The organism is Variovorax boronicumulans (assembly GCF_030812215.1).
GTDB classification, from domain to species: domain Bacteria; phylum Pseudomonadota; class Gammaproteobacteria; order Burkholderiales; family Burkholderiaceae_C; genus Variovorax; species Variovorax boronicumulans_C.
Genome location: NZ_JAUSSG010000005.1, coordinates 18813 through 40691 on the forward strand (window position 1 = coordinate 18813; position 21879 = coordinate 40691).

22 protein-coding genes are annotated in these 21879 nt (G+C 67.7%); 19 read left to right on the forward strand and 3 right to left on the reverse strand.

The genetic code is table 11. The features are described 5' to 3' along the window. Positions 1-75 precede the first annotated feature (75 nt). The 5 genes from J2W23_RS14730 (at position 76) to J2W23_RS14750 (ending at position 5837) form a co-directional block, all read left to right on the forward strand. On the forward strand, positions 76-1056 hold the full coding sequence (locus J2W23_RS14730; RefSeq protein WP_307649255.1) for a LysR family transcriptional regulator: 981 nt from the start codon (positions 76-78) through the stop codon (positions 1054-1056). Between the two features lie 144 nt (positions 1057-1200). Continuing rightward, positions 1201-2844 carry a sensor histidine kinase gene (locus J2W23_RS14735; protein ID WP_307649256.1) on the forward strand — a complete coding sequence of 548 codons (1644 nt, stop codon included), beginning with the start codon at positions 1201-1203 and terminating at the stop codon, positions 2842-2844. Beyond that, positions 2841-3524, forward strand: coding sequence for a response regulator transcription factor (locus J2W23_RS14740; RefSeq protein WP_176660921.1), 684 nt, complete (start codon positions 2841-2843; stop codon positions 3522-3524). Before J2W23_RS14735 ends, J2W23_RS14740 begins: the two co-directional genes overlap by 4 nt. Before the next feature lie 294 nt (positions 3525-3818). Next, complete coding sequence (locus tag J2W23_RS14745) at positions 3819-4382, forward strand: hypothetical protein (RefSeq protein ID WP_176660920.1); 564 nt, start codon at positions 3819-3821, stop codon at positions 4380-4382. Between the two features lie 231 nt (positions 4383-4613). Next, the gene (locus J2W23_RS14750; RefSeq protein WP_307649257.1) at positions 4614-5837 is read left to right on the forward strand and encodes an NUDIX domain-containing protein; all 1224 of its coding nucleotides are present in this window, start codon (positions 4614-4616) and stop codon (positions 5835-5837) included. Here the strand turns inward: J2W23_RS14750 and J2W23_RS14755 are convergent. Beyond that, positions 5818-7221 carry an aminotransferase-like domain-containing protein gene (locus tag J2W23_RS14755; RefSeq protein ID WP_307649258.1) on the reverse strand — a complete coding sequence of 468 codons (1404 nt, stop codon included), beginning with the start codon at positions 7219-7221 and terminating at the stop codon, positions 5818-5820. The two genes, J2W23_RS14750 and J2W23_RS14755, sit on opposite strands and share 20 nt — an antisense overlap. Before the next feature lie 356 nt (positions 7222-7577). Here J2W23_RS14755 and J2W23_RS14760 point away from each other — a divergent pair, with 356 nt between their 5' ends. The 7 genes from J2W23_RS14760 to J2W23_RS14790 are packed head-to-tail and all read left to right on the forward strand — an operon-like array spanning position 7578 to position 13382. Continuing rightward, on the forward strand, positions 7578-8060 hold the full coding sequence (locus tag J2W23_RS14760; protein ID WP_018904096.1) for an MSMEG_0572/Sll0783 family nitrogen starvation response protein: 483 nt from the start codon (positions 7578-7580) through the stop codon (positions 8058-8060). Positions 8061-8075: 15 nt separating this feature from the next. Further along, positions 8076-9131, forward strand: coding sequence for a Nit6803 family nitrilase (locus tag J2W23_RS14765; protein ID WP_307649259.1), 1056 nt, complete (start codon positions 8076-8078; stop codon positions 9129-9131). Continuing rightward, entirely contained in the window at positions 9094-10176 is a 1083-nt protein-coding gene (locus J2W23_RS14770) for an MSMEG_0568 family radical SAM protein (RefSeq protein WP_176660961.1), read from the forward strand. The genes J2W23_RS14765 and J2W23_RS14770 overlap by 38 nt, the downstream gene beginning before the upstream one ends. A gap of 2 nt (positions 10177-10178) precedes the next feature. Next, positions 10179-10739 carry an MSMEG_0567/Sll0786 family nitrogen starvation N-acetyltransferase gene (locus tag J2W23_RS14775; protein WP_176660916.1) on the forward strand — a complete coding sequence of 187 codons (561 nt, stop codon included), beginning with the start codon at positions 10179-10181 and terminating at the stop codon, positions 10737-10739. Next, positions 10736-11755, forward strand: coding sequence for a sll0787 family AIR synthase-like protein (locus J2W23_RS14780; protein WP_176660915.1), 1020 nt, complete (start codon positions 10736-10738; stop codon positions 11753-11755). Before J2W23_RS14775 ends, J2W23_RS14780 begins: the two co-directional genes overlap by 4 nt. After that, complete coding sequence (locus J2W23_RS14785; protein ID WP_176660914.1) at positions 11746-12030, forward strand: MSMEG_0570 family nitrogen starvation response protein; 285 nt, start codon at positions 11746-11748, stop codon at positions 12028-12030. The genes J2W23_RS14780 and J2W23_RS14785 overlap by 10 nt, the downstream gene beginning before the upstream one ends. Positions 12031-12065: 35 nt before the next feature. Next, positions 12066-13382 carry an MSMEG_0569 family flavin-dependent oxidoreductase gene (locus J2W23_RS14790; RefSeq protein WP_307649260.1) on the forward strand — a complete coding sequence of 439 codons (1317 nt, stop codon included), beginning with the start codon at positions 12066-12068 and terminating at the stop codon, positions 13380-13382. 1 nt (position 13383) lies between these two features. On the opposite strand, the gene J2W23_RS14795 is transcribed toward J2W23_RS14790, so the two are convergent. After that, positions 13384-14076, reverse strand: coding sequence for a response regulator transcription factor (locus J2W23_RS14795; protein WP_176660912.1), 693 nt, complete (start codon positions 14074-14076; stop codon positions 13384-13386). A 243-nt stretch (positions 14077-14319) separates the two neighbouring features. Between J2W23_RS14795 and J2W23_RS14800 the strand changes: the two genes are divergently transcribed. Both J2W23_RS14800 and J2W23_RS14805 read left to right on the forward strand, forming a co-directional pair. Then, entirely contained in the window at positions 14320-15645 is a 1326-nt protein-coding gene (locus J2W23_RS14800; RefSeq protein WP_307649261.1) for a DotU family type IV/VI secretion system protein, read from the forward strand. Further along, positions 15642-16784 carry a type VI secretion protein IcmF/TssM N-terminal domain-containing protein gene (locus J2W23_RS14805; protein WP_307649262.1) on the forward strand — a complete coding sequence of 381 codons (1143 nt, stop codon included), beginning with the start codon at positions 15642-15644 and terminating at the stop codon, positions 16782-16784. Before J2W23_RS14800 ends, J2W23_RS14805 begins: the two co-directional genes overlap by 4 nt. Positions 16785-16801: 17 nt before the next feature. Here J2W23_RS14805 and tssJ read toward each other — a convergent pair whose 3' ends face one another. After that, on the reverse strand, positions 16802-17323 hold the full coding sequence (gene tssJ, locus J2W23_RS14810; protein WP_307649263.1) for a type VI secretion system lipoprotein TssJ: 522 nt from the start codon (positions 17321-17323) through the stop codon (positions 16802-16804). Positions 17324-17394: 71 nt separating this feature from the next. Between tssJ and tssA the strand changes: the two genes are divergently transcribed. The 5 genes from tssA (at position 17395) to J2W23_RS14835 (ending at position 21847) form a co-directional block, all read left to right on the forward strand. Beyond that, positions 17395-18423 carry a type VI secretion system protein TssA gene (tssA, locus tag J2W23_RS14815; RefSeq protein WP_176660908.1) on the forward strand — a complete coding sequence of 343 codons (1029 nt, stop codon included), beginning with the start codon at positions 17395-17397 and terminating at the stop codon, positions 18421-18423. Between the two features lie 80 nt (positions 18424-18503). Beyond that, positions 18504-19019, forward strand: a complete 516-nt coding sequence (gene tssB / locus J2W23_RS14820) for a type VI secretion system contractile sheath small subunit (RefSeq protein WP_176660907.1) — start codon at positions 18504-18506, stop codon at positions 19017-19019. A gap of 43 nt (positions 19020-19062) precedes the next feature. Continuing rightward, complete coding sequence (gene tssC / locus J2W23_RS14825; RefSeq protein ID WP_176660906.1) at positions 19063-20556, forward strand: type VI secretion system contractile sheath large subunit; 1494 nt, start codon at positions 19063-19065, stop codon at positions 20554-20556. A gap of 137 nt (positions 20557-20693) precedes the next feature. Continuing rightward, a complete protein-coding gene (locus J2W23_RS14830) occupies positions 20694-21176 on the forward strand; it encodes an Hcp family type VI secretion system effector (protein WP_176660905.1) in 483 nt (160 codons plus the stop codon). Between the two features lie 218 nt (positions 21177-21394). Further along, positions 21395-21847, forward strand: coding sequence for a hypothetical protein (locus J2W23_RS14835; protein WP_307649264.1), 453 nt, complete (start codon positions 21395-21397; stop codon positions 21845-21847). The last annotated feature ends 32 nt before the right edge of the window (positions 21848-21879 follow it).

Here is a 21879-nt window from a genome sequence, read left to right on the forward strand (position 1 = left end):
GATAGGTTCCGGAGCCCATGTTGCCCATGGCATGGCCGCAATGATCTACATTTCAGATCGAAATGGAGGTGCCGCTTGGACAATGGCGACGACATCGAAGGCGACGCGTCCCTTCTCAGCATCAGGCTGCTGCGCCTGTTCGACCTGCTCTACAGCACGAACAGCGTCACGCGGGCCGGCGAGGCGATGGGCCAGAGCCAGCCGACCGTGAGCAACTGGCTCGCAAGGCTGCGCCGCCAGCTGGACGACGAACTCTTCGTTCGCACCACCACCGGCATGCAGCCCACGCCGCGCGCGCAGCAGCTGATCGTGCCGGTGCGAGAAGCCCTGGCCGCACTGCGTCGCGTGTCCGCGCCCGCCGAAGCCTTCGACCCGACGGTCGCGACACGGCGCTTTCGCATCTGCATGACGGATGCCAGCCACATCACCCTGCTGCCGCGCTTGCTGGTGCATGTAAGGGCGGTCGCACCCGGCGTTCGCCTGGAGGCCGCGCGGATCGACGAGCAAACCGCCCAAGCGTTGCAATCCGGCGAGGCGGACCTCGCGATCGGCCTGGTACCCCAGCTCGAGTCGGGCTTCTACCAGCAGGTTCTTTATCCACAGGACTGGGTGTGCCTCGTGAACGCACGCCACCCTCGCATCGGCATCAAGGGATTGGACCTGCGCGAATACAAGGCCGAGGCCCATGTCGGCATCGTCGGGGGAACTGGCGCCCTGTTGCTGGAGGCGGCACTGCAGCGGCAAAAGGTCGCGCGGCGTGTCCTGCTGGAGTTGCCGGGGTTTCTTGGCCTGGCGGCCGTTGTGTCCACGACCGATCTGATCGCGACCGTACCGCGTCATATCGGCGAAACCCTCGCCAATTCAAGCGGGGGCGCCTTGAAGGTTCACGATTGTCCGGTGCGAGTGCCGCCGTTCACCGTCAAACAGCACTGGCATGCCCGCTACCACCAAGACCCAGCCAGTCGCTGGCTGCGCGCATTGTGCGAGGAGTTGTTCGCGCCCAAGGCCTTGAAGGCCAGGCCACGGAACCGGTTGCCCGAAGGGCATGCGTTCTGAGGCCACGCACTTCTGTTTCTGCTTGGGCCCGGACACAGAAGGACCTCACCGCCGGCCAGATACCGGAACGCACACCGACGAACCGCAGCTCCAGCTTCATCTGATGTTCATTTTTCGTTCGACCTGGCGCCGTTAAAGTTCGCCATGTTTCGCCTACGCCTGTCTCTCGCATTTGCCGTTCTCGTTGCACTGGTCTGCGTTCATGCCGGCTTCGTCTATTGGGGATCGAACCGGGTCAACGACTACGCGCAGCACAGTCGCCTGGCCAGCGACATCCTTTTGGAACTGCTGGAGCTGTCGGCCAGCAAACAAAGACTGCGCGTGTGGGCTTCCCAGCAACTGATGGACGCGAACGCCTCGCCGGAGGTGCGCGACAGCCAGCTGGCGCGCATGCAGGCCAGCACGGAAGCCCTCCGTCAGCTCGCCCGGCGCGACCTGGCGCTCTGGGGTGAAATTTCGGCGCGCGAGGGCACGCCGATCCCGCCCGAGATCGATCAGCTCGCCGCGGTCAGCGACCTGCTCGACGACAACATCGCCGCGGTCAGGGCCCGGCTGGTGAAGCTCGCGCCGCTGGAGCGCGGCGCCGAGTTCGCCAGCGTCTGGCAGGAACTCAACGAAGTGTTCGACAAGGCGCGCGGCCGCGATCTTCGCGAACTGATCAACGGCGCCATCGAGCGGCAGCGCAATGTGGTGCCTGTGGCCCGCGCCGCCACTGAACGCGGGCTGGACCAGCTGCGCCAGCAGTCCATCGGCCTGGCGGTCGTCACGTTCGCGGCAGCCATCGTGCTCGCGCTCTACCTCAAGCGCCGGCTTCAGCGTCCGCTGGATCGCCTGCTCGCGGGCACGCAGGCGCTGCGTGCCGGTTCGCTCGACCATCGCATCGCTCTCGGCTCGCGCGATGAGTTCGATCATGTGGCCGAGCACTTCAACTCGATGGCAGCCGAACTGCAGCGCCACCGGCAGGACGCCGACGCCGCGCGCCGACGCCTCGAAGACGCCGTGCTGGAACGCACCAGCGAACTGAGCGCCGCGCACGAGACACTGCAGCAGGTCGACCAGCGGCGACGCCAGCTGCTGGCCGACCTGAGCCATGAGCTCCGGACGCCTGCGACAGCCATTCGCGGCGAGGCGGAGATCGCCTTGCGCGGCGCAGAAAAGCCGCAGATGGAATACCGGGAGACGCTGACGCGCATCGTGGGTGGCGTAAAGCAGTTGACCGGCGTGATCGACGATCTGTTGCTGGTCGCCAGAGCGGAGGCCGATCAGCTGGCGATGCGGTTCGGCGAAGTCGATCTGCCGGAGCTCCTTGGCGACGTCACCGACATGGCCAGCGCGCTGGGTGCACGCCATGAGGTTCGCGTGCTGCTCGAAGCCATCGACGTCGACATTCCGCCGGTGGTGCTGCAAGCCGATGCCGACCGCTTGCGGCAGGCCCTCGTGATCGTGCTCGACAACGCGGTGCGCTACTCGCGCCAGGACGGCACCGTGCGGGTCAGCTGGCAGCTCGCTCCGGAGGACGAAGAGGGGCGCAGCCGCGTGCGCGTGCGCGTGGTCGATGAAGGCATCGGCATCGATGCGGATGAGTTGCCGAAGGTGTTCGACCGGTTCGTGCGTGGCCGTCGGGCGCGCGTGCATCGCGCCGACGGAACCGGCATCGGCCTGTCCATTGCGCAGGCCATCGTCCATGCACACCACGGCAGCATCGGGCTCGAGAGCATCCCGCTGCAGGGCACGACCGTATGGATCGAGCTGCCGTGCCATTTCTCCTTCCAGACACAAGAAACATGAATATCCTGGTTGTCGAAGACGACGCACGCGTCGCCGACTTTTTGCAGCGGGGCCTCGGCGCCGAGGGTTACCGCGTGCAGCTGGCCCGCACCGGCCCCGAAGGCCTGTCCCTCGCGCGCAGCAGCGACCTGTCGCTGCTGCTGCTCGACTTGATGCTTCCCGGCCTGAGCGGCCTGGAGCTGTGCCAGACCTTGCGCGCCGAAGGTCACCACGTGCCGGTCCTGATGCTCACGGCGCTCAGCAACACACAGGACAAGGTGAGCGGCCTGCGCCTGGGCGCGGACGACTATCTCACCAAGCCCTTTGCCTTCGAGGAGCTGCTCGCGCGCATCGAGGCGCTGCTGCGCCGCGGCCGCGAAATGCGGCCACGGGCCACCACGCTGCAGGTGGCAGACCTCGTGCTCGACCGCGAGCGCATGTCTGTGACGCGGGCCGGCAAGCCCGTGGCGCTGACAGCCAAGGAGCTCGCGTTTCTCGAGCTGCTGATGACTGCGCCCGGCCGGGTCTACAGCCGCGAACGCATCCTCTCCAACGTCTGGGGCACCAACGAAGATCCGCTGACCAACATCGTCGACGTCTATGTGCGGCGCCTGCGCAGCAAGATCGACGACGGCCATCCCGTGGCTTTGCTGCAGACGGTCCGCGGCCTGGGCTACCGGCTGGATCCCACCCCGGCCTGAGCGAAGGCGGTCGGCGGCGCAGGTGCATGCCTGCTCCCGCAAGCAGCGGCGGCGCCGTGCGGTGAGGTTTGTTCGGTTGTTAATGCCGCATTCATCTTTCGCGCAAATCCGCTTAATGCGCGATTCATTCCCTGTGCATCCGGCGCTGGTGCAATCAAGTTCTCGGGTCGGGCAATCGCTGGCATCGATCGGAATACCGAGGTGAAGTGCGTGACGGATTGATTCCGCGCGCTCATGCCTCGCCGATCTGTCGCACCGACCCGTTCACTTGAACCATCTCAACCGGAACCGAACATGAAGAAACTCGCGCAAGTCGCCATCGCCACTTTCCTGATCGGAGGCGCGATCCTGCCGGCCGCTGCCAAGAACAAGGTCGCCGACCACGACATCACCGAGGCAGAGGTCCTGACTGCCCAGCGCGACTGGTGCAAGGCACTGATCGCGATCAGCGCCGCGAACGCAACCGGCGGCCAGGCGGCGGCGAAGGCCTTGGCAGAGAAGGTCATCGACAGCGCGTACGCATACCAGAAAGGCGTCGTGCTCTTCAAGCCGACGCTCGCAGCTTCGCCGCAGACCTTCCGCACCGCCCGCGATGGCGCGTTGGCTTACTTCGTTGGCGGAAACGCAGCCTTTCCGAACGACACCGGCTTCGCGCTGAAGGGCTGGACCCAATGCGAAATCCAGAACAGCGCCGTGCTCATCCACGACGATACGGCCAGCACGATGGGCAATGTGCTGTTCACCGGTCCTGACGGCAAGGTCACCACCGTCGACAAGACCTGGACTTTCGTGAAGGACGATGCAGGCAAGCTTCGCATCGTCGTGCACCACTCGTCGCTGCCTTACGCCAGCCGCTGAGCAATTCGTCCAGCCCGGCAGGCTCCGGCACACGCGCAGGACCGAGGCCCCGACAAGGCCATCCGGCTGGCGGTGCCGGTCATGCGCATGCTGCCCCTCGCGATCGCCGTCTCGGTGCGGACGGAAGCCCAGGCGCTCGGCCAAGGTGGTCAAGGACAACGCACCTCGCTTGCGTAGAACGCGGCGGGCTCGTTCGCAGCGGCCGCATCCGCGCATTCACAATAGCGCCGCATGACTCCCACGACGCCCGCCCCTGCCTCCACCCCTCGCCCCATCCGCACCGCCGCCACGCTGGTCGTGCTGCGCGACGGCAGCGAAGGCCTCGAAGCCCTGATGCTGCGCCGGGCCGAGAAAGCGAATGACCAGAACAGCGGCGCGAGCGTCTTCCCGGGCGGCGTGGTCGATGCGCACGACCGCCACCTGCATCCGCTGTGCGCGGGTCTTGACGATGCCGCGGCCAGCGCGCGCCTGGCGGTGCCCGAAGGCGGGCTCGACTTCTACGCGGCCGCGATCCGCGAATGCTTCGAGGAGGCCGGACTTCTCTTCGCGAACGATGGCGCGGACCTTCCAGTCCGTCTGATCGACCTGCCCTCCGGCGAACTCACCACGATGCGCGATGCCGCCGAACAAGGCACCGATGCGCTGCTCGCCATGTGCCGGCAGCGCGGCTGGCGCCTCGCCGGCGACCGCGTCGTCTACTTCGGCCACTGGCTCACGCCGCCCGGCATGCCGCGCCGCTTCGACACGCGCTTCTTCGTCGCGCTGATGCCGGCGGGGCAAGAGGTGCACCCCGACGGCCGCGAGACCGTCGAACACATGTGGCTTCGCCCGGCCGATGCGCTGGACCCGGCACGCGGCCTGAAGCTGATGAACGTGACGCGGCGCGTGCTGCAACAGCTCGATGCGTTCCAGCGCGCCGACGAATTCATGGCGCATGCGCGGCAACTGCGCGAGATTCCGCTGAACATGCCGAGGCTCGCGGACGGCCCCGAAGGCCGCCGCGCAGTGAACATCGAGGAGCCCGCGTACGACGAGATCGGCCACCTCGATCCCGAGGGGCGCGGGGATGCGCGCTATGCGCTCGAGGCGGGCCTCGTCACGCGGCTGTCCGACCGGGTGATTCGCGTGGTGGGCGGCGCCGGCGACAACAGCTACCTTGTCGGCGGATCGGCAGGCTGGGCACTGATCGGCCCCGCGCCGCTGGACGATGCCCTTCGCGCCGTCGCGCCCGGCCCCGTGCGCTGGACCGTCACGGCACAACCCGACTGGCCCGGCGACACGCTGGACCTCGGCGACGCCACGCTTCGGATGTTGAAGAGCGGCGAAGGCGTGCCAGGCTTCCTGCTGGTCGAGGAGCGCATGCTTTTCACAGCCCCGCATGTGACGACGATCGGAAAGAACGACGCCATCGCATGGATCGCTCCGTCACAAGGCTTCATCCGCCGCCCGTCCTGAGCGTCGCGTGCGGGTGCAGCGGATGCGCCAGCGTGTCAGCAATGAGCCGCAGCGCCTGATCGCACTGCTCCCGCGACATCGGCCCGCCCAGGCAGATGCGCACCGCGTCCGGCGGATCGCCATCGGTGGAGAACGCCGCGCTCGCCACCACGCCCACGTTCTGCGTGCGCAGGTACGACGCGAACTCCACCGGGCTCCATCCCGGCGTGAGCGGCAGCCATGCATGAAAGCCTTCGGGATGCGCCTGCAATCCACTGTCGCCCAGGTGGCGCATCGCAAGCAGTTGCCGCGCCATCGATTCGGCGCGCACCGCCTGCAGCATCGCCTCGGTCGTGCCGTCTTCCACCCACAGCGTCGTGAGCGCATTGGTGATCGGCGAGGCCATCACGGTGGTGGCGCGCATCGCGCCTGCGAGGCGCTGCGATTGCACCACCGTCGGTGAACACACATAGGCGCTGCGCAGCCCCGCGCCGAAGCACTTGGAGAACCCGCTCACGTAGTAGGTGAGCGCGGGGGCCAGCGTGGCGATGGTGGCGGGCGTCTGGCGCGGCAGCATGCCGTAGGCGTCGTCCTCGATGATCGGAATGGCGTAGCGCAGCGCCACATCGGCCAGCGCCTCGCGGCGTGCGCGCGACACGGTGCCGGCGGTCGGATTCAAGAGCGTCGGGTTGCAGTACAGCGCCTTGGGCTTGAGCGTCTTGCAAGCGTGCTCGAAGGCATCGGCGATGGGGCCGTCGTCGTCCAGCTGCAACGCATGCAACTGCACCCCGAGCTGCGCCGCGATGGCCTTCACGCCCGGATAGGTGAGCGACTCCACGCAAATCAGTTCGCCCGGCCGCGCGAGCTGCGAGAACAGCGCGGTGAGCACGCCGTGGATGCCGGGGCACACGAGGATGCGGTCCACGCCCGCGTGCGGCACGAACGGGCGCAGCCACTGCATCGCCACCTCGCGGTCGTGCGCGGTGCCGCCGAAGTCCTGGTAGCGCAGCAAGTCGTGGAAGTCGATCTCGGCGAAGGCGCGGCTCGCGCTCTCGTGCAGCCGCGCCATCAGGTGTTCGTCGTCGGGCTCGGGCGGCATGTTCATCGTCATCTCGGCGCCGCTGCCGCCGCGCAGGCGCAGGCTCGGGCTGCCCGAGCGGATGAAGGTGCCGGTGCCCGCGCGCGAATCGATGAGCCCGCGCTTGCGCGCCTCGGCGTAGCCGCGCGCCACCGTCGTGTAGTTGAGGTCGAGGTCGGTCGCGAGCTCGCGCAACGTGGGCAGGCGGTCGCGCACGCCCAGGCGCCCGGTCTTGATGTCGTCGGCGATCAGCTCGGCCAGCAGCAGGTAGGCGGGCCGGTCGCTGGTGCGCAGTTGCTTCTTCCAATGGGCGGTGATGGTGGTCATCGTGCGGAGTTGATTGCATCCATTGATTGCATCGGGTCACCGATCAACATGCATGAATCGCGCCCGCCCCACAGCGTGGGCGCAGGGGCCGGATGCTTCGATCAGGTGCGATCAACCCCCTTGATCGGGTGCATTGATCGCATGGCGAATGCGTCGTCGCGGTGCAAAAACCGGCCGCGGGGTGACCCGCTCGTGCGTCTTTGCGGCCGCCCAAAAATTTTTTATCCGCATGCGGCCCGCACCGCTGCGCATTGATCGCGCATTGATCGCACGAACCCGCCCGCGCGCTGGCACATCGCCTGCGAAGGAAAAGGCACGCAAGACCTGCGTGTCCAACCACCCAACCGGAGTCCCCCATGCCCAAAGTCACCCGCCCCCGCAACGAGAAAGGCGAGTTCCTCGTCGACTACGAAGAGAAGGTGTTCGAAGACGTCAAGGCCGAGCCTGGCGAAAAGGCGCTCGTCACCTTCCACACCGTGGCCTTCGAGGGCTCCATCGGCTTCGTGAACCTGCTGCAGGCCACAAGGCTCCGGCGCAAGGGCTACGAGACCTCTGTGCTGCTCTACGGCCCCGGCGTGACGCTGGGCGTGCAGCGCGGCTTTCCGACGCTGGGCGACGAGGCCTTTCCGGGCCATCAGAACTTCAACAAGCAGATCAGCAAGTTCATGGAAGAAGGCGGCAAGGTGTACGCCTGTCGTTTCGCGCTGCAGGCGCTGTACGGCCACGGCGAAGGCGCGCTGATCGAGGGCATCACGCCGATCAATCCGCTCGACGTGCTCGACCTCGTGCTGCTGCACAAGAAGGCCGGCGCGGTGATCCTAGATACCTGGACGCTGTAAGGCAGGACCCGAGCGATGGCTTCCCCACCCCGCATCGTGCGTGCCGCGGCGATCCAGATCGCGCCCGACTTCGAGCGCCCCGACGGCACGCTCGACCGGGTATGCAGCGCCATCGACGAGGCCGCGGCCAAGGGCGCGCAACTCGCGGTTTTCCCCGAGACCTTCGTGCCCTACTACCCCTACTTCAGCTTCGTGTTGCCGCCTGTGCTGCAGGGCGCGCCGCACCTGCAGCTGGCGGAGCGCGCGGTGGTCGTGCCCGGCCCGGTCACGCAGGCCGTGGCCGAGCGGGCCCGCGCGCGGAACATGGTGGTGGTGCTCGGCGTGAACGAGCGCGACCACGGCAGCCTCTACAACACGCAACTGGTGTTCGATGCCGACGGCACGCTCGTGCTCAAGCGCCGGAAGATCACGCCGACGTACCACGAGCGCATGGTGTGGGGCATGGGCGACGGCGCGGGCCTGAAGGTGGTGGACACCGCCATCGGCCGCGTCGGTGCGCTTGCGTGCTGGGAGCACTACAACCCGCTCGCGCGCTATGCGTTGATGGCGCAGCACGAAGAGATCCACTGCGCACAGTTCCCCGGCTCGCTGGTCGGTCCGATCTTCGCGGACCAGATGGAAGTGACCATCCGCCACCACGCGCTGGAGTCCGGCTGCTTCGTGGTCAACGCCACCGGCTGGCTCACCGACGAGCAGATCCGCTCGGTCACGCCCGATGCCAACCTGCAGAAGGCACTGCGCGGCGGCTGCCACACCGCCATGGTCTCGCCCGAGGGCAAGCACCTCGCGCCGCCGCTCACCGAGGGCGAAGGCATGGTGATCGCCGACCTCGACATGGCGCTCATCGCCAAGCGCAAGCGAATGATGGATTCGGTCGGCCACTACGCGCGGCCCGAGCTGCTGTCGCTCGCCATCAACGACCGGCCGGCGCAGACGACCGTGCCGATGCATCTCACGCAAACCCAACCCCTCGTTCAACGGAGCCCGGACCATGACCACCACCACGACGACGCAGCAAGACAGCCGGCAACTGATGACCGAGCTCCAGTCCTTCGGGTTGCGGCTGGTTGATCCTTCGGCGGGCGTGGCCAGCCGCCGCGGCGGCGCGGGCCCTTCGGACCACAAGGCGGTGACGGTGGACGGCCACACGATCATGGTGCCGGTCCACACCTCCACCGCCTGGCACTCGCCCTTCACGGCGGAAGCACCCGATGCGCAGGGCATGAGCCGCGTGATGCGCGGCAGCATCCCGATTGCCAGCATCAGCTTTCCGAAGCAGCCGCGCTTCTACGCGATGCAGACCTTCGACGGCGTGCCCTACTCGCACATCGCCACGCTGCACGGCAGCGACGTGCTCGCCACCACGGTGCTGCAGACCTGCATCCGCTACGAAAGCCGCAAGAAGAGCTGCAAGTTCTGCGCGATCGGCCAGTCGCTCGCGGCCGGCCGCACCATCGCGCGCAAGACGCCCGAGCAGCTCGCCGAAGTGGCACGTGCCGCCGTGCTGCTCGATGGCGTCAAGCACATGGTGATGACCACCGGCACGCCCAATGCCACCGACCGCGGCGCGGCCGTGCTCTGCGAGAGCGCCTTCGCGATCAAGGCCGCGGTCGACATCCCGATCCAGGGCCAGTGCGAGCCGCCCGACGACGACCAGTGGTTCCACCGCATGAAGGCCGCGGGCATCGACACCCTGGGCATGCACCTCGAAGTGGTCACGCCCGAGGTGCGCGAACGCCTCATGCCGGGCAAGGCGAGCGTGCCCGTCTCGCGCTACATGAGCGCCTTCGAGGCGGCCGTGGGCGTGTTCGGGCGCGGGCAGGTCAGCACCTACATCCTGGCGGGCCTGGGCGACACGCGCGAAGCGATCCTCGAGACCTGCGACCAGTTGCTCGCGCGCGGCGTGTACCCCTTCGTCGTGCCGTTCGTGCCGATCAGCGGCACGCCGCTCGAAGACCATCCCGCGCCCTCGCCCGAGTTCATGAAGTCGCTGCTCGCACCGCTCGGCGAACGCGTGGTGGCTGCGGGCCTGCGCTCGGCCGACATCAAGGCGGGCTGCGGCAAGTGCGGCGCGTGCTCGTCGCTCTCCATCTACGAAAAAGAAAGCGAAAGCTGACCATGCTGTGCATCGACGACCCGAGCGAACTCGACCTGCACTACGCGCCCGTCGAGTACCTGGTGCGCGAGGCCGCGCAGCAGTGGGAGCGCGACGAGGCGATGGCGCTGCGCCGCGCGGTGTTCTGCATCGAGCAGGGAATCTTCACGCGCGACGACCGCGATGCGACGGACGACCGCTCGCAACTGTTGGTCGCGATGTCGTGCAACGGCGGCATGCCCGAGCAGGTGGTGGGCACGGTGCGCATCCATCGCGGCGAAACGGAGGGCGAATGGTGGGGCTCGCGCCTTGCCGTGCACCCCGCATTCCGCAGCCAGGGCCACCTGGGCGTGACGCTGATCCGGCTGGCCGTATCGCGCGCCAACGCGCAGGGCTGCGAGGCCTTCTTCGCGCAGGTGCAGATGCAGAACGTGCCGCTGTTCCGCAAGCTCGGCTGGCAACTGCTCGAAGAGACCACCGTGCATGGCCGGCCGCATGCGCGCATGCAGGCCGACCTTGGCTGGTACCCGCCCTGCCACGACCCGGTGAGCGGCTTCGTCACGCGCGCGAAGGTGCTGGCATGACGAGCAGCAACGTGCACGAGATCGCCGAGGCCCTGCGCGCCACGCGCGGCTTTGCCCACAAGCGCGACATCAGCGATGTGGTGTCGGCGCTCGGCCGGTCGCTGCCCGGCGGACATGCCGCACTCGCGCAGGCGGTGCCCATCGGCGACGACTGCGCCGCGATTCCCGATGGCCACGGCGGCTATCTGCTGTTCGCCATCGAGGGGCTGGTCGAAGACTTCATCGTGCGCATGCCCTGGTTCGCGGGCTACTGCGGCGTGATGGTCAACGTGAGCGACATCTATGCGATGGGCGGGCGTCCCACCGCCGTGGTCGATGCGCTGTGGAGCACCGGCATGAACCCGGCGGACGACGTGCTGCGCGGACTCGCGGAGGCGGCCGTGCGCTATGGCGTGCCCATCGTCGGTGGCCACAGCAACAACCGCAGCGAGCGCCCGCAACTCGCGGTCGCGATCCTCGGCCATGCACGCAAGCTGCTCACGAGCTTCGATGCGAAGCCCGGCGACCTGCTGGTGATGGCGGCCGATCTTCGCGGCGCATACGAGGAGCCTTTTCCCTACTGGAACGCATCGACCGCCGCACCGGCCGCGCGGCTGCGAGCGGACCTCGAAGTGCTGCCCGCGCTCGCCGAGGACGGCCTCTGCTGCGCAGGGAAGGACATCAGCATGGCCGGCGCAGTCGGCACGGCCATGATGCTGCTGGAGTGCTCGGGCGTGGGCGCGCGCATCGACATCGATGCGCTGCCGCGTCCGGACACAGCGCCGCTGATGCGCTGGCTCTCGTCCTTCCCGAGCTATGGCTTCATGCTCAGCGTGAAGCCCGCGCAGGTGGCGCAGGTGCTGAGCCGTTTCGCCGCGCGCGATATCGCCTGCGCGGTGGTCGGCGAAGTCGATGCGACGCGGCAGGTGCGGCTGCGCGCGAGCGGCGAGGAAGCCCTGCTGTGGGACTTCGGCAGCGACGCCTTCATCCAGCCGCCTCCGCAGCAACAGCAGCAGGAGGCCCTCGCATGCCCGTGATGCACTTCCACGTGCGCTGGCCCGATGCCAGCGAGACGCGCTGCTACTCGCCTTCCTCCGTGGTGCAGGAGTTCTTCGTGCCCGGCGAACGCTACGCCCTCGAAGAATTCCTGCAACGCACCCGCCAGGCCTTGGGCATCGCCTCCGAGCGCGTGCGCGCCAGGTACGGCTTCGCGTGTTCGCAGGCCATGGACCAGCTCGCCGAGATCGAGCGCATCGCCTCCCGCTTCACCGGCATCGCCGACGCCGAGGTCACCGTCGTCGACGTCGATTGACGCCATTCACATCCAGAGAGAAGAAAGAAGACCCCATGTCCTATCCCTACGGCGGACGCAGCCACTACAGCGTCGTCATCGTCGGCGGCGGCCAGGCCGGCCTGTCGCTGAGCCACTGCCTGCAGCAGCGCGGCATCGACCACCTGGTGATCGAGAAGCGCAGCCTCGTGCACAGCTGGCGCACCCAGCGCTGGGATTCGTTCTGCCTCGTCACGCCCAACTGGCAGTGCCAGCTGCCGGGCTGGGGTTACCTCGGCAGCGATCCGCACGGCTTCATGGTCAAGGACCAGATCAACGACTGGCTCGCCGGCTTCGTCGCGCACGTAAAGGCGCCGGCCATCGAGGGCGTCACCGTCGAACGCGTCTCGCGCGTGCCAGGCACGGGCGAACGCGACCGCTTCATGGTGCAGACCGACACCGGCCTCTACACCGCCGACCAGGTCGTCGTCGCCTCGGGTGGCTACCACCGCCCGATCGTGCCGCGCCTGGCGGAGAAGCTGCCGGCCAGCGTCGCGCAGTACCACTCGGCGCAATACCGCAACCCGGCGCAGTTGCCCGAAGGCGCGGTGCTGGTGGTGGGCTGCGGCCAGTCGGGCGCGCAGATCGCCGAAGACCTGCACCTGGCCGGCCGCAAGGTCCACCTGGCCACCGGCAACGCGCCGCGCTGCGCGCGCTTCTACCGCGGCCGCGAGGTGGTCGACTGGCTTGCCGACATGAAGTACTACGACATGCCCGTCACCGAGCACCCGCTGCGCGAAGGCGTGCGCGACAACACCAACCATTACGTGACCGGCCGCGACGGCGGGCGCGACATCGACCTGCGCCGCTTCGCGCTCGAAGGCATGGAACTCTATGGCCTGCTCGAAGGCTTCGACAGCGGCAGCTTCGAGCTGCAGCCCAACCTGCGCGACAACCTCGACAGCGCCGACGCCACCTACAACCGCATCAACGCATCGATCGACAAGTTCATCGCCGCGCAGGGCATCGAGGCGCCGCCGCCTTCGGTCTACACGCCCGTTTGGGAGCCGGCGCAAGAACGCACGCGGCTCGACCTCGCGGCGGCGGGCATCACGAGCGTGGTCTGGTGCATCGGCTTCTCGCCCGACTTCGCCTGGGTGGATGCACCGGTCTTCAACGGCCGCGGTGCGCCGGTTCACCAGCGCGGCGTGACCAACGAGCCAGGCCTGTATTTCCTCGGCCTGCCGTGGCTGCACACCTGGGGATCGGGCCGCTTCTCGGGCGTTGCGCGCGATGCGGAGTTTCTCGCCGAGGCGATCGAATGCAGAAAGGCGGCGTCGCGCGGCGAGGCGGTGGAGGCATCGCCGTCGCCTCCCGCACTGCGCGCCGCCTAGGTCAGGCCTGCTGCGCCTCAGTCAAAGCCTGCGCAGCCACCACAGCCTCCGTCCGGTTGCGCACATTCAGCGCCCGGAAGATCGCGGCCAGGTGGATCTTCACCGTGCCCTCGCTGATGCCGAGGCTGCGCCCGATCAGCTTGTTCGGTTTGCCTTGCGAGAGCAGCTGCAGCACCTCGACCTGCCGCTCGGTCAGCACACTGCGCAGGTGTTCGAGCGTCTGGCCCGCGCCACCGCCGCCGCGCGTGAGCACCTCGGTGCCGCCGCCCGGTGGCGCCACGCCGGCCACGATGCCCGGCGGCAGCGCCGTGAGCATCATCGGCGGCACATACACGCCGCCCGCCAGCACCAGGCGCACGGCCGAGAGCATGACTTCCGGTGAGTAAGCTTTTGGAATGAATCCAAGCACGCCGCGTTCGAGCGCGCTGCGCATGATGGCCGGGTCTTCGTAGCCCGACAGCACGATCACCGGCACGGCCGGATGGCGGCGCCGGATTTCGTCGATGTGGGCCTGGCCGTCCGCGCCGGGCATGTTGAGATCGATCAGGGCCAGGTCGAGGTCGTCGTTCGCGCCTGCAAGCAATTCGTCGACGCTCATCGCCAGGACGAATTCGATGCCGGGCTCGAGCTCCGACAACTTGGCTTTGACCGCCTCGATGACGAGCCGGTGGTCGTCGGCGATCAGGATTTTCATGGCTTGGTTCCGTTGTTCCAGCTGCGTGGAAGTCAGCGATTGCCGAAGATAACGGCGATTGCCCCGCGCAGCAAGGCCGCCCGGCCCCACCAACGGCATAGACCCCAAGCGGTATGGCGCCCGCCGGGACCCCTTTGGAAGAATGAACTTCCACTCGAAGGAACCGGGGACATGGGCATGTGCCATCGATGCAGACGCCGGTGCAAGGCATCCTTCGCAATGCAACATTGAGCGGGCACCTCCATGCCCCGGCTGCTCGACTGTTTCTCCCCCTTCATCTCGTTCGGCCTCGCGCTGGACGCTTCCCTCGCGGCCGGGCGGCCCGCACTTTCGCATGACGCAGCGCAGCAACAGGCGCGCCGCCTGCTCGATGCGGCACGCGCGCAGGCCGAGGCATCCGGCACACCGGCGGCGCAGGTCGAATCCGCCGTGTTCGCCATGGTGGCCTGGATCGACGAGATCCTCGCGCGGCATCCCGGCGCAGAGGCCGGCGCCGCGCCGCTGCAGGTGCAGCTCTTCAATTCCAACAACGCGCACAGCGAGTTCTTCCATCACCTCTCGGCGCTGACCACGCAGGACGACGAGGTGCGCGAGGTCTACTGGCACGCGCTCGCGCACGGCTTCAAGGGCCAGTACTACTTCGAGGACGGCGACCACGGCGAGCTGGGCAAGCTCAAGGACCTGCACGGGCGCCAGCTGCGCCTGCGGCCGTTGCCGCTCGGCAGCCTCGCGCAGGACCGCATCACGCCGCAGCCCTATGGCGTTGCCGATCCGCGCGGCCCCAACGACACGCAACGGCGCGACCGCGCACTGCTGCGCGCGAGTGCGGCGCTAGCCCTGTTGCTGCCCCTCGTTTACCTGCTGTGGCTCATGACCTCCGGACCCGCGACGACGCAGACCGCATTGACCCAGCGGATCGACGAGCACCTGCAGAGCTATGCCTGCGCCGATCTCTCGGCCTCGGTCGGCAAGGACGGCCACACGCAGGTGAGCGGCTTCGTCTCGCTGCCCGAGGACTTGCCGCGCGTGGCGCGCGAAGTGAGCGCCATGCCGGGCGTGACCTCGCCGCGCTTCGACGTGGGCCTGCGCGTATGGCCGCACTGCGAGGTGTTCGCCATCCTGAAGCCCTACCAGGCGCGCAACAAGGAAAAGCACCACGGACTGAAAGTGGAAGCGCCCACGGCCCGCAACCAGCAGCTGCGCGAAGGCGACAACGTGCGCGTGCAGGTGGTGGCGCCGCGGCACGACAGCTACATCTGGGTCGACTACTACACCGCCGACGGCGCGGTCATGCACCTCAATGCCGGGCAGGCGCCCACGCCGCTGCATGCCGGCGCCACGCTGGAGCTGGGCCGCGACATCCCCTCGAGCTGGCTCGTGAGCCCGCCGTTCGGCAGCGTCCTGATCACGGTGCTCTCGGGCCCGATGCCGTTCACCGAGACCTCGGACCGCCCGCCGTTCGAGCTCGCCTCGGCCTACCTGCTGCGGCTGCGCGAAGCGCTCGCGGCCAGCAAGAACAGCGAGCGCCTCATCGCCGATTTCGTGTTCCTCGAAACGATCTCGCGATGACCACGCTCCTCTCCTCGCCCACGCACTTCTTCTGGATGCTGCTCGCGCTGTGCCTGCTGGGCTTCGGGCTGCTGTACACGATGGTGCACGACGCGGGCCGCGGCGCGCGGCGGCGCGCCTTGCTGCGGCGCATCGAGACGCTCGATGCGCCGGCGGAAGAGACGGCCGTCGAGGCGCTGCGCGAATCGATGGCGCAGGCGCGCCAGGCGCTGCGACAGCAGGCGCCGCGGCCCGCGCGGTCGCCGCATGCCCCGGCTGCGCCCGTGCCGTGGTTCCTGTTCATGGGCGATGCGGCGGCCGACCTGCCGGGGCTGCTGGCCACCGCGCAGGGCAAGCGCCTCGCGCGGCCCGGCAGCGACGACGCCGACGACGAGGCCTGCTGGCGCTGGTGGCTGACCGGCGCGCTGGCCGCCATCGAGGTGCCGCCCACGGCCGTCGGCGAAGCCGCCGGCGCGCCACGCACGCGCGGCCTGTGGCTGCAAGCGCTGCTGGCGCTCGCCGAGCGGCGCGACCGCCTGCCGCTCAACGGCGTGGTCGCGTGCTTCTCCGCGAGCGAGTTGCTGCAGGCCGATGCCGACAGCCTGCGCCCCCTTGCCGCGAAGATCCGCCGGCTGCTCGACGAAGCGGGCGACACCCTGCGCCTGCAGTTGCCCGCATACCTCGTCGTCACCGGCCTCGAGCACCTGACCGGCTACGCCACGCTGCGCGGTGCGCTGCCGCCCGAGGTGCTGGCGCAGGCGCTGGGCCATCGCGTGCCGGACCCGTTCGCCGCGCCCAGCGCACCGGCCGGCGATCGGCTCGATGCGCTGTTCGACCCGATCGCCGCCCAACTGCAGAGCCTGCGCATGGCGCTGCTGCGCGAGCAGCACGGGGCCGCGGCGCGGCTCTCGATCCATGGGTTCGTGGAAGCGGTGCAGGGGCTACAGCCCGCCTTGCGCGAGGTGGCGGAGGTCTTGTTCGAGAGCCACGGCAAGGGCTCGCGCGCGCCGCGCTGGCGCGGCCTCTACTTCACGGCCGCCGCGTCGGATGCGAGCGGCGGGGCCTTCGTGACGGATCTGTTCGAGCGCTTTCTTCCCGCAGACCAACCGCTCGTGCGACCGGGACGCCCGTCGTCGAACACAACGGCGGGTGCGCCATGAAGAACGGCGCGCCGACGTTACTTGCCGTCGATGCGAATCTGGCGTGCGCCGAAGTTGACGGTCAGAACTTGCGCCTGGCCCGGCGTCACCGGACGCACTTCGCGCCAGCGCGCGCGGTCGAGATCGCGAAACGCCGCCATCACGGCAATCGCCTTCACATCGGCCGGCAGCGTGAGGTCGAGCTTCTTGCTCTCGCCGGGGCGCAGCAGCATCTCTTCGCGCTGCACGAGCTCGGCGCCGAGCGTGGCCTGGTCTTTCTCGAACAGCGAGAAGAAGTCGGCGCCCTCGAAGGGACCGGGCGACTTGAGCGCATACACGCGCACCGTGAGCGGCGATGCGCGGCCTCGCGCATCGGGGTTGGCATCGGCGCCGGCCACGAGCGTGAGGCTCACCGGCGTGACCACCGGCTTGCTCGCGCAGCCCGCGAGACCGAGGCCCACGAGTCCCGCAATTGCGAGCCCGAGACCCGCCACACGGCGCCGCGATGCCGCAGCGAAGAAGCCTTCATAGGACGAATGGTGTGTACCCAGCGTGCGCATGCTATTCCCTTCGTTGCATTGACCGGTCCTGACGCATCTTTGATTATCACCAGCGAACTCGAACAGGCAACATGCTGACTCACGAACTTGTCGAAGCACTGCTCACGCCCATCGGCGAGGCATCGCCATGCGGGGACGACCTGGAGTACGACGCGGACTTCACCGCGCTCACCACGTCCGCGCAAGGCAAGCCCGAACAACAGTTCGGCGACACCGTCATCCCGGCGGTGGAGCCGGAGTGGCGCCAGGTGGCCGAGCAGTCCGATGCGCTCCTGCGCAGGAGCAAGGACGTGCGCCCCGCGGTGCTGCTGCTGCGCGCATCGACGCGCCTGCAGGGCATCACCGGCTTCGTCGCCGGGCTCGATCTGCTCACCGGCCTGCTCGACCGTTTCTGGGAAGGCATACATCCAAAGCTCGATGCCGACGACGACAACGACCCGACCATGCGCCTGAACGCGCTGGCACCGCTGGGCGACGAGACGATGGTGCTGCGCGACCTGTACGACGCGCAGGTGGGCGTGGCGCCGGGCGTGGGCGCGATCCGCGTGCGCGACATCGCGGTGGCCAACAACGCATTGAACGCGGTGGGTGGCGACGCCACCTATTCGCCGGCGCAGATCCAGGGCGGTCTCGAAGCGCTGCACGCCGAGCGGCCCGAACTGATCCAGGCGGCCATCAGCGTGCCCGGCCTGGTCGAGAAGCTGCAGGCCCTGCTGGTGGAACGCACCGGCCGCGCCGACGTGATCGACCTGGCGCCGCTGCGCGCCATCGGCCGCATGCTGCAGAAGGCCTGCAGCGCCGCCATCGGCGCGCCCGATGAAGCCGAGGCCGAAGGCGTGGAAGGCGACGGCGCAGAAGCCGGCGGCGCGCCACGCGCTGCCGCCGCGCGCGGCGAGATCCAGAGCCGCCAGGACGCACTGCAGACGCTGGACCGCGTGATCCGCTTTCTCGAACAGACTGAGCCCGGCAACCCCGCGCCGCTCCTGATCGACCGCGCCAAGAAGCTCATCGGCGTGAGCTTTCTCGAAATCATGGCCAACCTCGCGCCCGGCGCGCTGGACACGATCGAGACCGTGACCGGCAAGCGTTCGTCCGAGTAGCGGCCACCGCCTTCCCCCTCTTTCCTTTCTTTTTTCCTGTTGATCGAACCGCCCCATTTACCCCCGCAAGGAGCATCGCCATGGCCAAGAGCAGTCAGAAATTCATCGCCCGCAACCGGGCGCCACGCGTGCAGATCGAATACGACGTCGAACTCTACGGCGCCGAGAAGAAGATCCAGCTGCCCTTCGTGATGGGCGTGCTGGCCGATCTGTCGGGCAAGCCGGTCGATCCGCTCGCGCCGGTGGCCGACCGCAAGTTCCTGGAGATCGACGTGGACAACTTCGACTCGCGCATGAAGGCCATGAAGCCGCGCGCCGCGTTCGCGGTGGAGAACTCGCTCACCGGCGAGGGCGAGCTCAAGGTGGAACTCACCTTCGAGAACATGGAAGATTTTTCGCCCGCGGCCGTCGCCAAGAAGGTCGGCGCGCTCAACAAGCTGCTCGAAGCACGCACGCAGCTGTCCAACCTGGTGACCTACATGGACGGCAAGAACGGCGCCGAGGAACTGCTGGCCAAGGTGCTGGAAGACCCGGCCCTCCTGCAGTCGCTGGCGGCCACCGCCAAGCCCGACGACGCAGCCGCGCCGGCCGCCTGAACACCCACACGCCCGACACACCGGTACACGAGGAGAAACCACCATGGCCGAAGCACTCGAGCAGAGCGCACTCAAGGACGTTGCCTATGCGGGCAGCGACTTTTCGTCGCTCCTTCAAAAGGAATTCAAGCCGCGCAGCGACGAAGCCAAGAGCGCCGTCGAAGCCGCGGTGCTCACGCTCGCGCAGCAGGCGCTGAGCAACAGCACCGTCATCGGCAAGGACGTGACCAAGTCGATCCAGGCCATGATCGCCGCGATCGACGCGAAGCTGACCGAGCAGGTCAACAAGATCATTCACCACCCCGACTACCAGAAGTTGGAGAGTGCGTGGCGCGGCCTGCACTACATGGTGAACAACACCGAGACCGACGAGCACCTGAAGATCCGGGTGATGGACATCTCCAAGGCGGACCTCGCCAAGAGCCTGAAGAAGTTCAAGGGCGCGGCCTGGGACCAGAGCCCGATGTTCAAGAAGATCTACGAACAGGAATACGGCCAGTTCGGCGGCGAGCCCTTCGGCGCGCTGGTGGGCGACTATCACTTCGACCAGAGCCCGCCCGACGTCGAGCTGCTCGGCGAAATGTCCAAGATCGCAGCCTCGGCGCACGCGCCCTTCATCACCGGCGCGAGCCCCAACCTGATGCAGATGGAGTCGTGGCAGGAGCTCGCGAACCCGCGCGACCTGACCAAGATCTTCCTCACGCCCGAGTACGCCGGCTGGCGGTCGCTGCGCGATTCCGACGACGCCAAGTACCTGGGCCTGTGCATGCCGCGTTTCCTCGCGCGCACGCCCTACGGCGCCAACACCAACCCGGTGGAGGAGTTCGACTTCGAGGAAGACACCGCCGGCGCCGACCACAGCAAGTACGCCTGGGCCAATGCCGCGTATGCGATGGCGACCAACATCAACCGCTCGTACAAGCTCTACGGCTGGGGCTCGCGCATCCGCGGCATCGAGTCGGGCGGCGCGGTGGAGAACCTGCCGCTGCACACCTTCCCGAGCGACGACGGCGGCGTGGACCAGAAGTGCCCGACCGAGATCGCCATCAGCGACCGGCGCGAAGCCGAGCTCTCCAAGGCGGGCCTGCTCTCGCTCATCCACCGCAAGAACTCCGACTTCGCGGCCTTCATCGGCGCCCAGTCGCTGCACAAGCCGGCCGAGTACGACGATCCGGACGCCACGGCCAACGCCAACCTCGCGGCGCGCCTGCCCTACCTCTTTGCCTGCAACCGCTTTGCGCACTATTTGAAGTGCATCGTGCGCGACAAGGTCGGCAGCTTCAAGGAGCGCGACGACATGCAGCGCTGGCTCAACAAATGGATCATGAATTACGTGGACGGCGACCCCGTCAACTCGTCCGAGGAAACCAAGGCCCGCAAGCCCTTGGCCGCGGCCGAGGTGGTGGTGGAAGAGGTCGAGGGCAACCCCGGCTACTACACCTCCAAGTTCTTCCTGCGCCCGCACTACCAGCTCGAAGGCCTCACGGTGTCGCTGCGGCTGGTGTCCAAGCTGCCCTCGGCCAAGGGCGGCAAGTAACGAAGGCATATGCCTTCGGAGGGCCTTTGAAAAAACGGCCCTCCACTCGTTCTCCTGATAGCTCCCGGGCACCAACGCTTAGGCACCGCACGGAAGCCCTTTTTCTCTGACTCACACACAACTGAAAGGTAAGCATCATGGCTGCAGACATGTTTTTGAAGCTCGAAGGCGTCGATGGCGAATCCAAGGACGATTCGCACAAGAAGGAAATCGACGTTCTCGCCTGGAGCTGGGGTGCCAGCCAGTCCGGCACCGGCCACGTGGGCGGCGGTTCGGGCGCCGGCAAGGTGAGCGTGCAGGACGTCTCGATCACCAAGTACGTCGACTCCGCCTCGCACCTGCTGCTCCTGGATTGCTGCAATGGCCAGCACATCAAGAAGGGCACGCTGGTGGTGCGCAAGGCCGGCGCCACGCCGCTCGAATACATCAAGCTCACGATGGAAGACATCCTGGTGAGCAGCATCCACACCGGCGGCAGCGGCGGCGAAGACCGCCTGACCGAGACCCTGACGCTGAACTTCTCGAAGTTCAAGTACGAGTACACGCCCCAGAAGGCCGACGGTTCCGGCGACGGCACCAAGGAAACGGGCTGGGACATCGCAGCCAACAAGAAGGTCTGACACGGACCGCGGCGTCGAGCTTCCCCCGGCCTTCGCCGCCGGGTGCGAAGCCCGCCTCCAGGCAACGCCTGGCCACCGGGGCAAGGCCATGGCACACCGCCACGGCGCCCGAAACCCAACAAACAAACCCTCGACGGCATCGAGCCCATGCGCTCGGCACGGCGCCCGTGCGCCTGCCGGAGCGGCGATGGCTTCTGCCGTCAGACCAGGAGACCGAGATGATCGGATTCGAACTCAAAGCCCGGGGCACCTACGCCTTCAAGCAGACACGATCGGCGTGGACGGAAGGCAGCCTGATCGCGCTGAAGGCCGTGGCGCTCGCGGACAACTTCGCGAACAAGACCCAGCAGACCGCCCGGAACGGAACACTCACCCACATCGAGCAGCAGTTCAAGAAAATCGCCGATGCGCGGTTCGGCACGATCTGCTCCTTCGGCCTGGATTTCACCCTCTTCCTCGAGGGCGACATCAAGCTCAAGTACTTCTTCGACTCCACCAAGGATTCGAGCCAGATCCAGAGCGAATTCCTCCATGCGCTGCGTGGGCAGACAGCCAAGCTCGGCGACCAGGTGGTGATCTACATGGCGCAGACCATCGAGGATTTCGTGACCATGGCCTTCGACAGGACCGACGGGGAAGAGCTGATACTGCACATCAACGTCGACCTCTGAGGCCAACGCCCATCGCGGCATCCGGCCGGCCC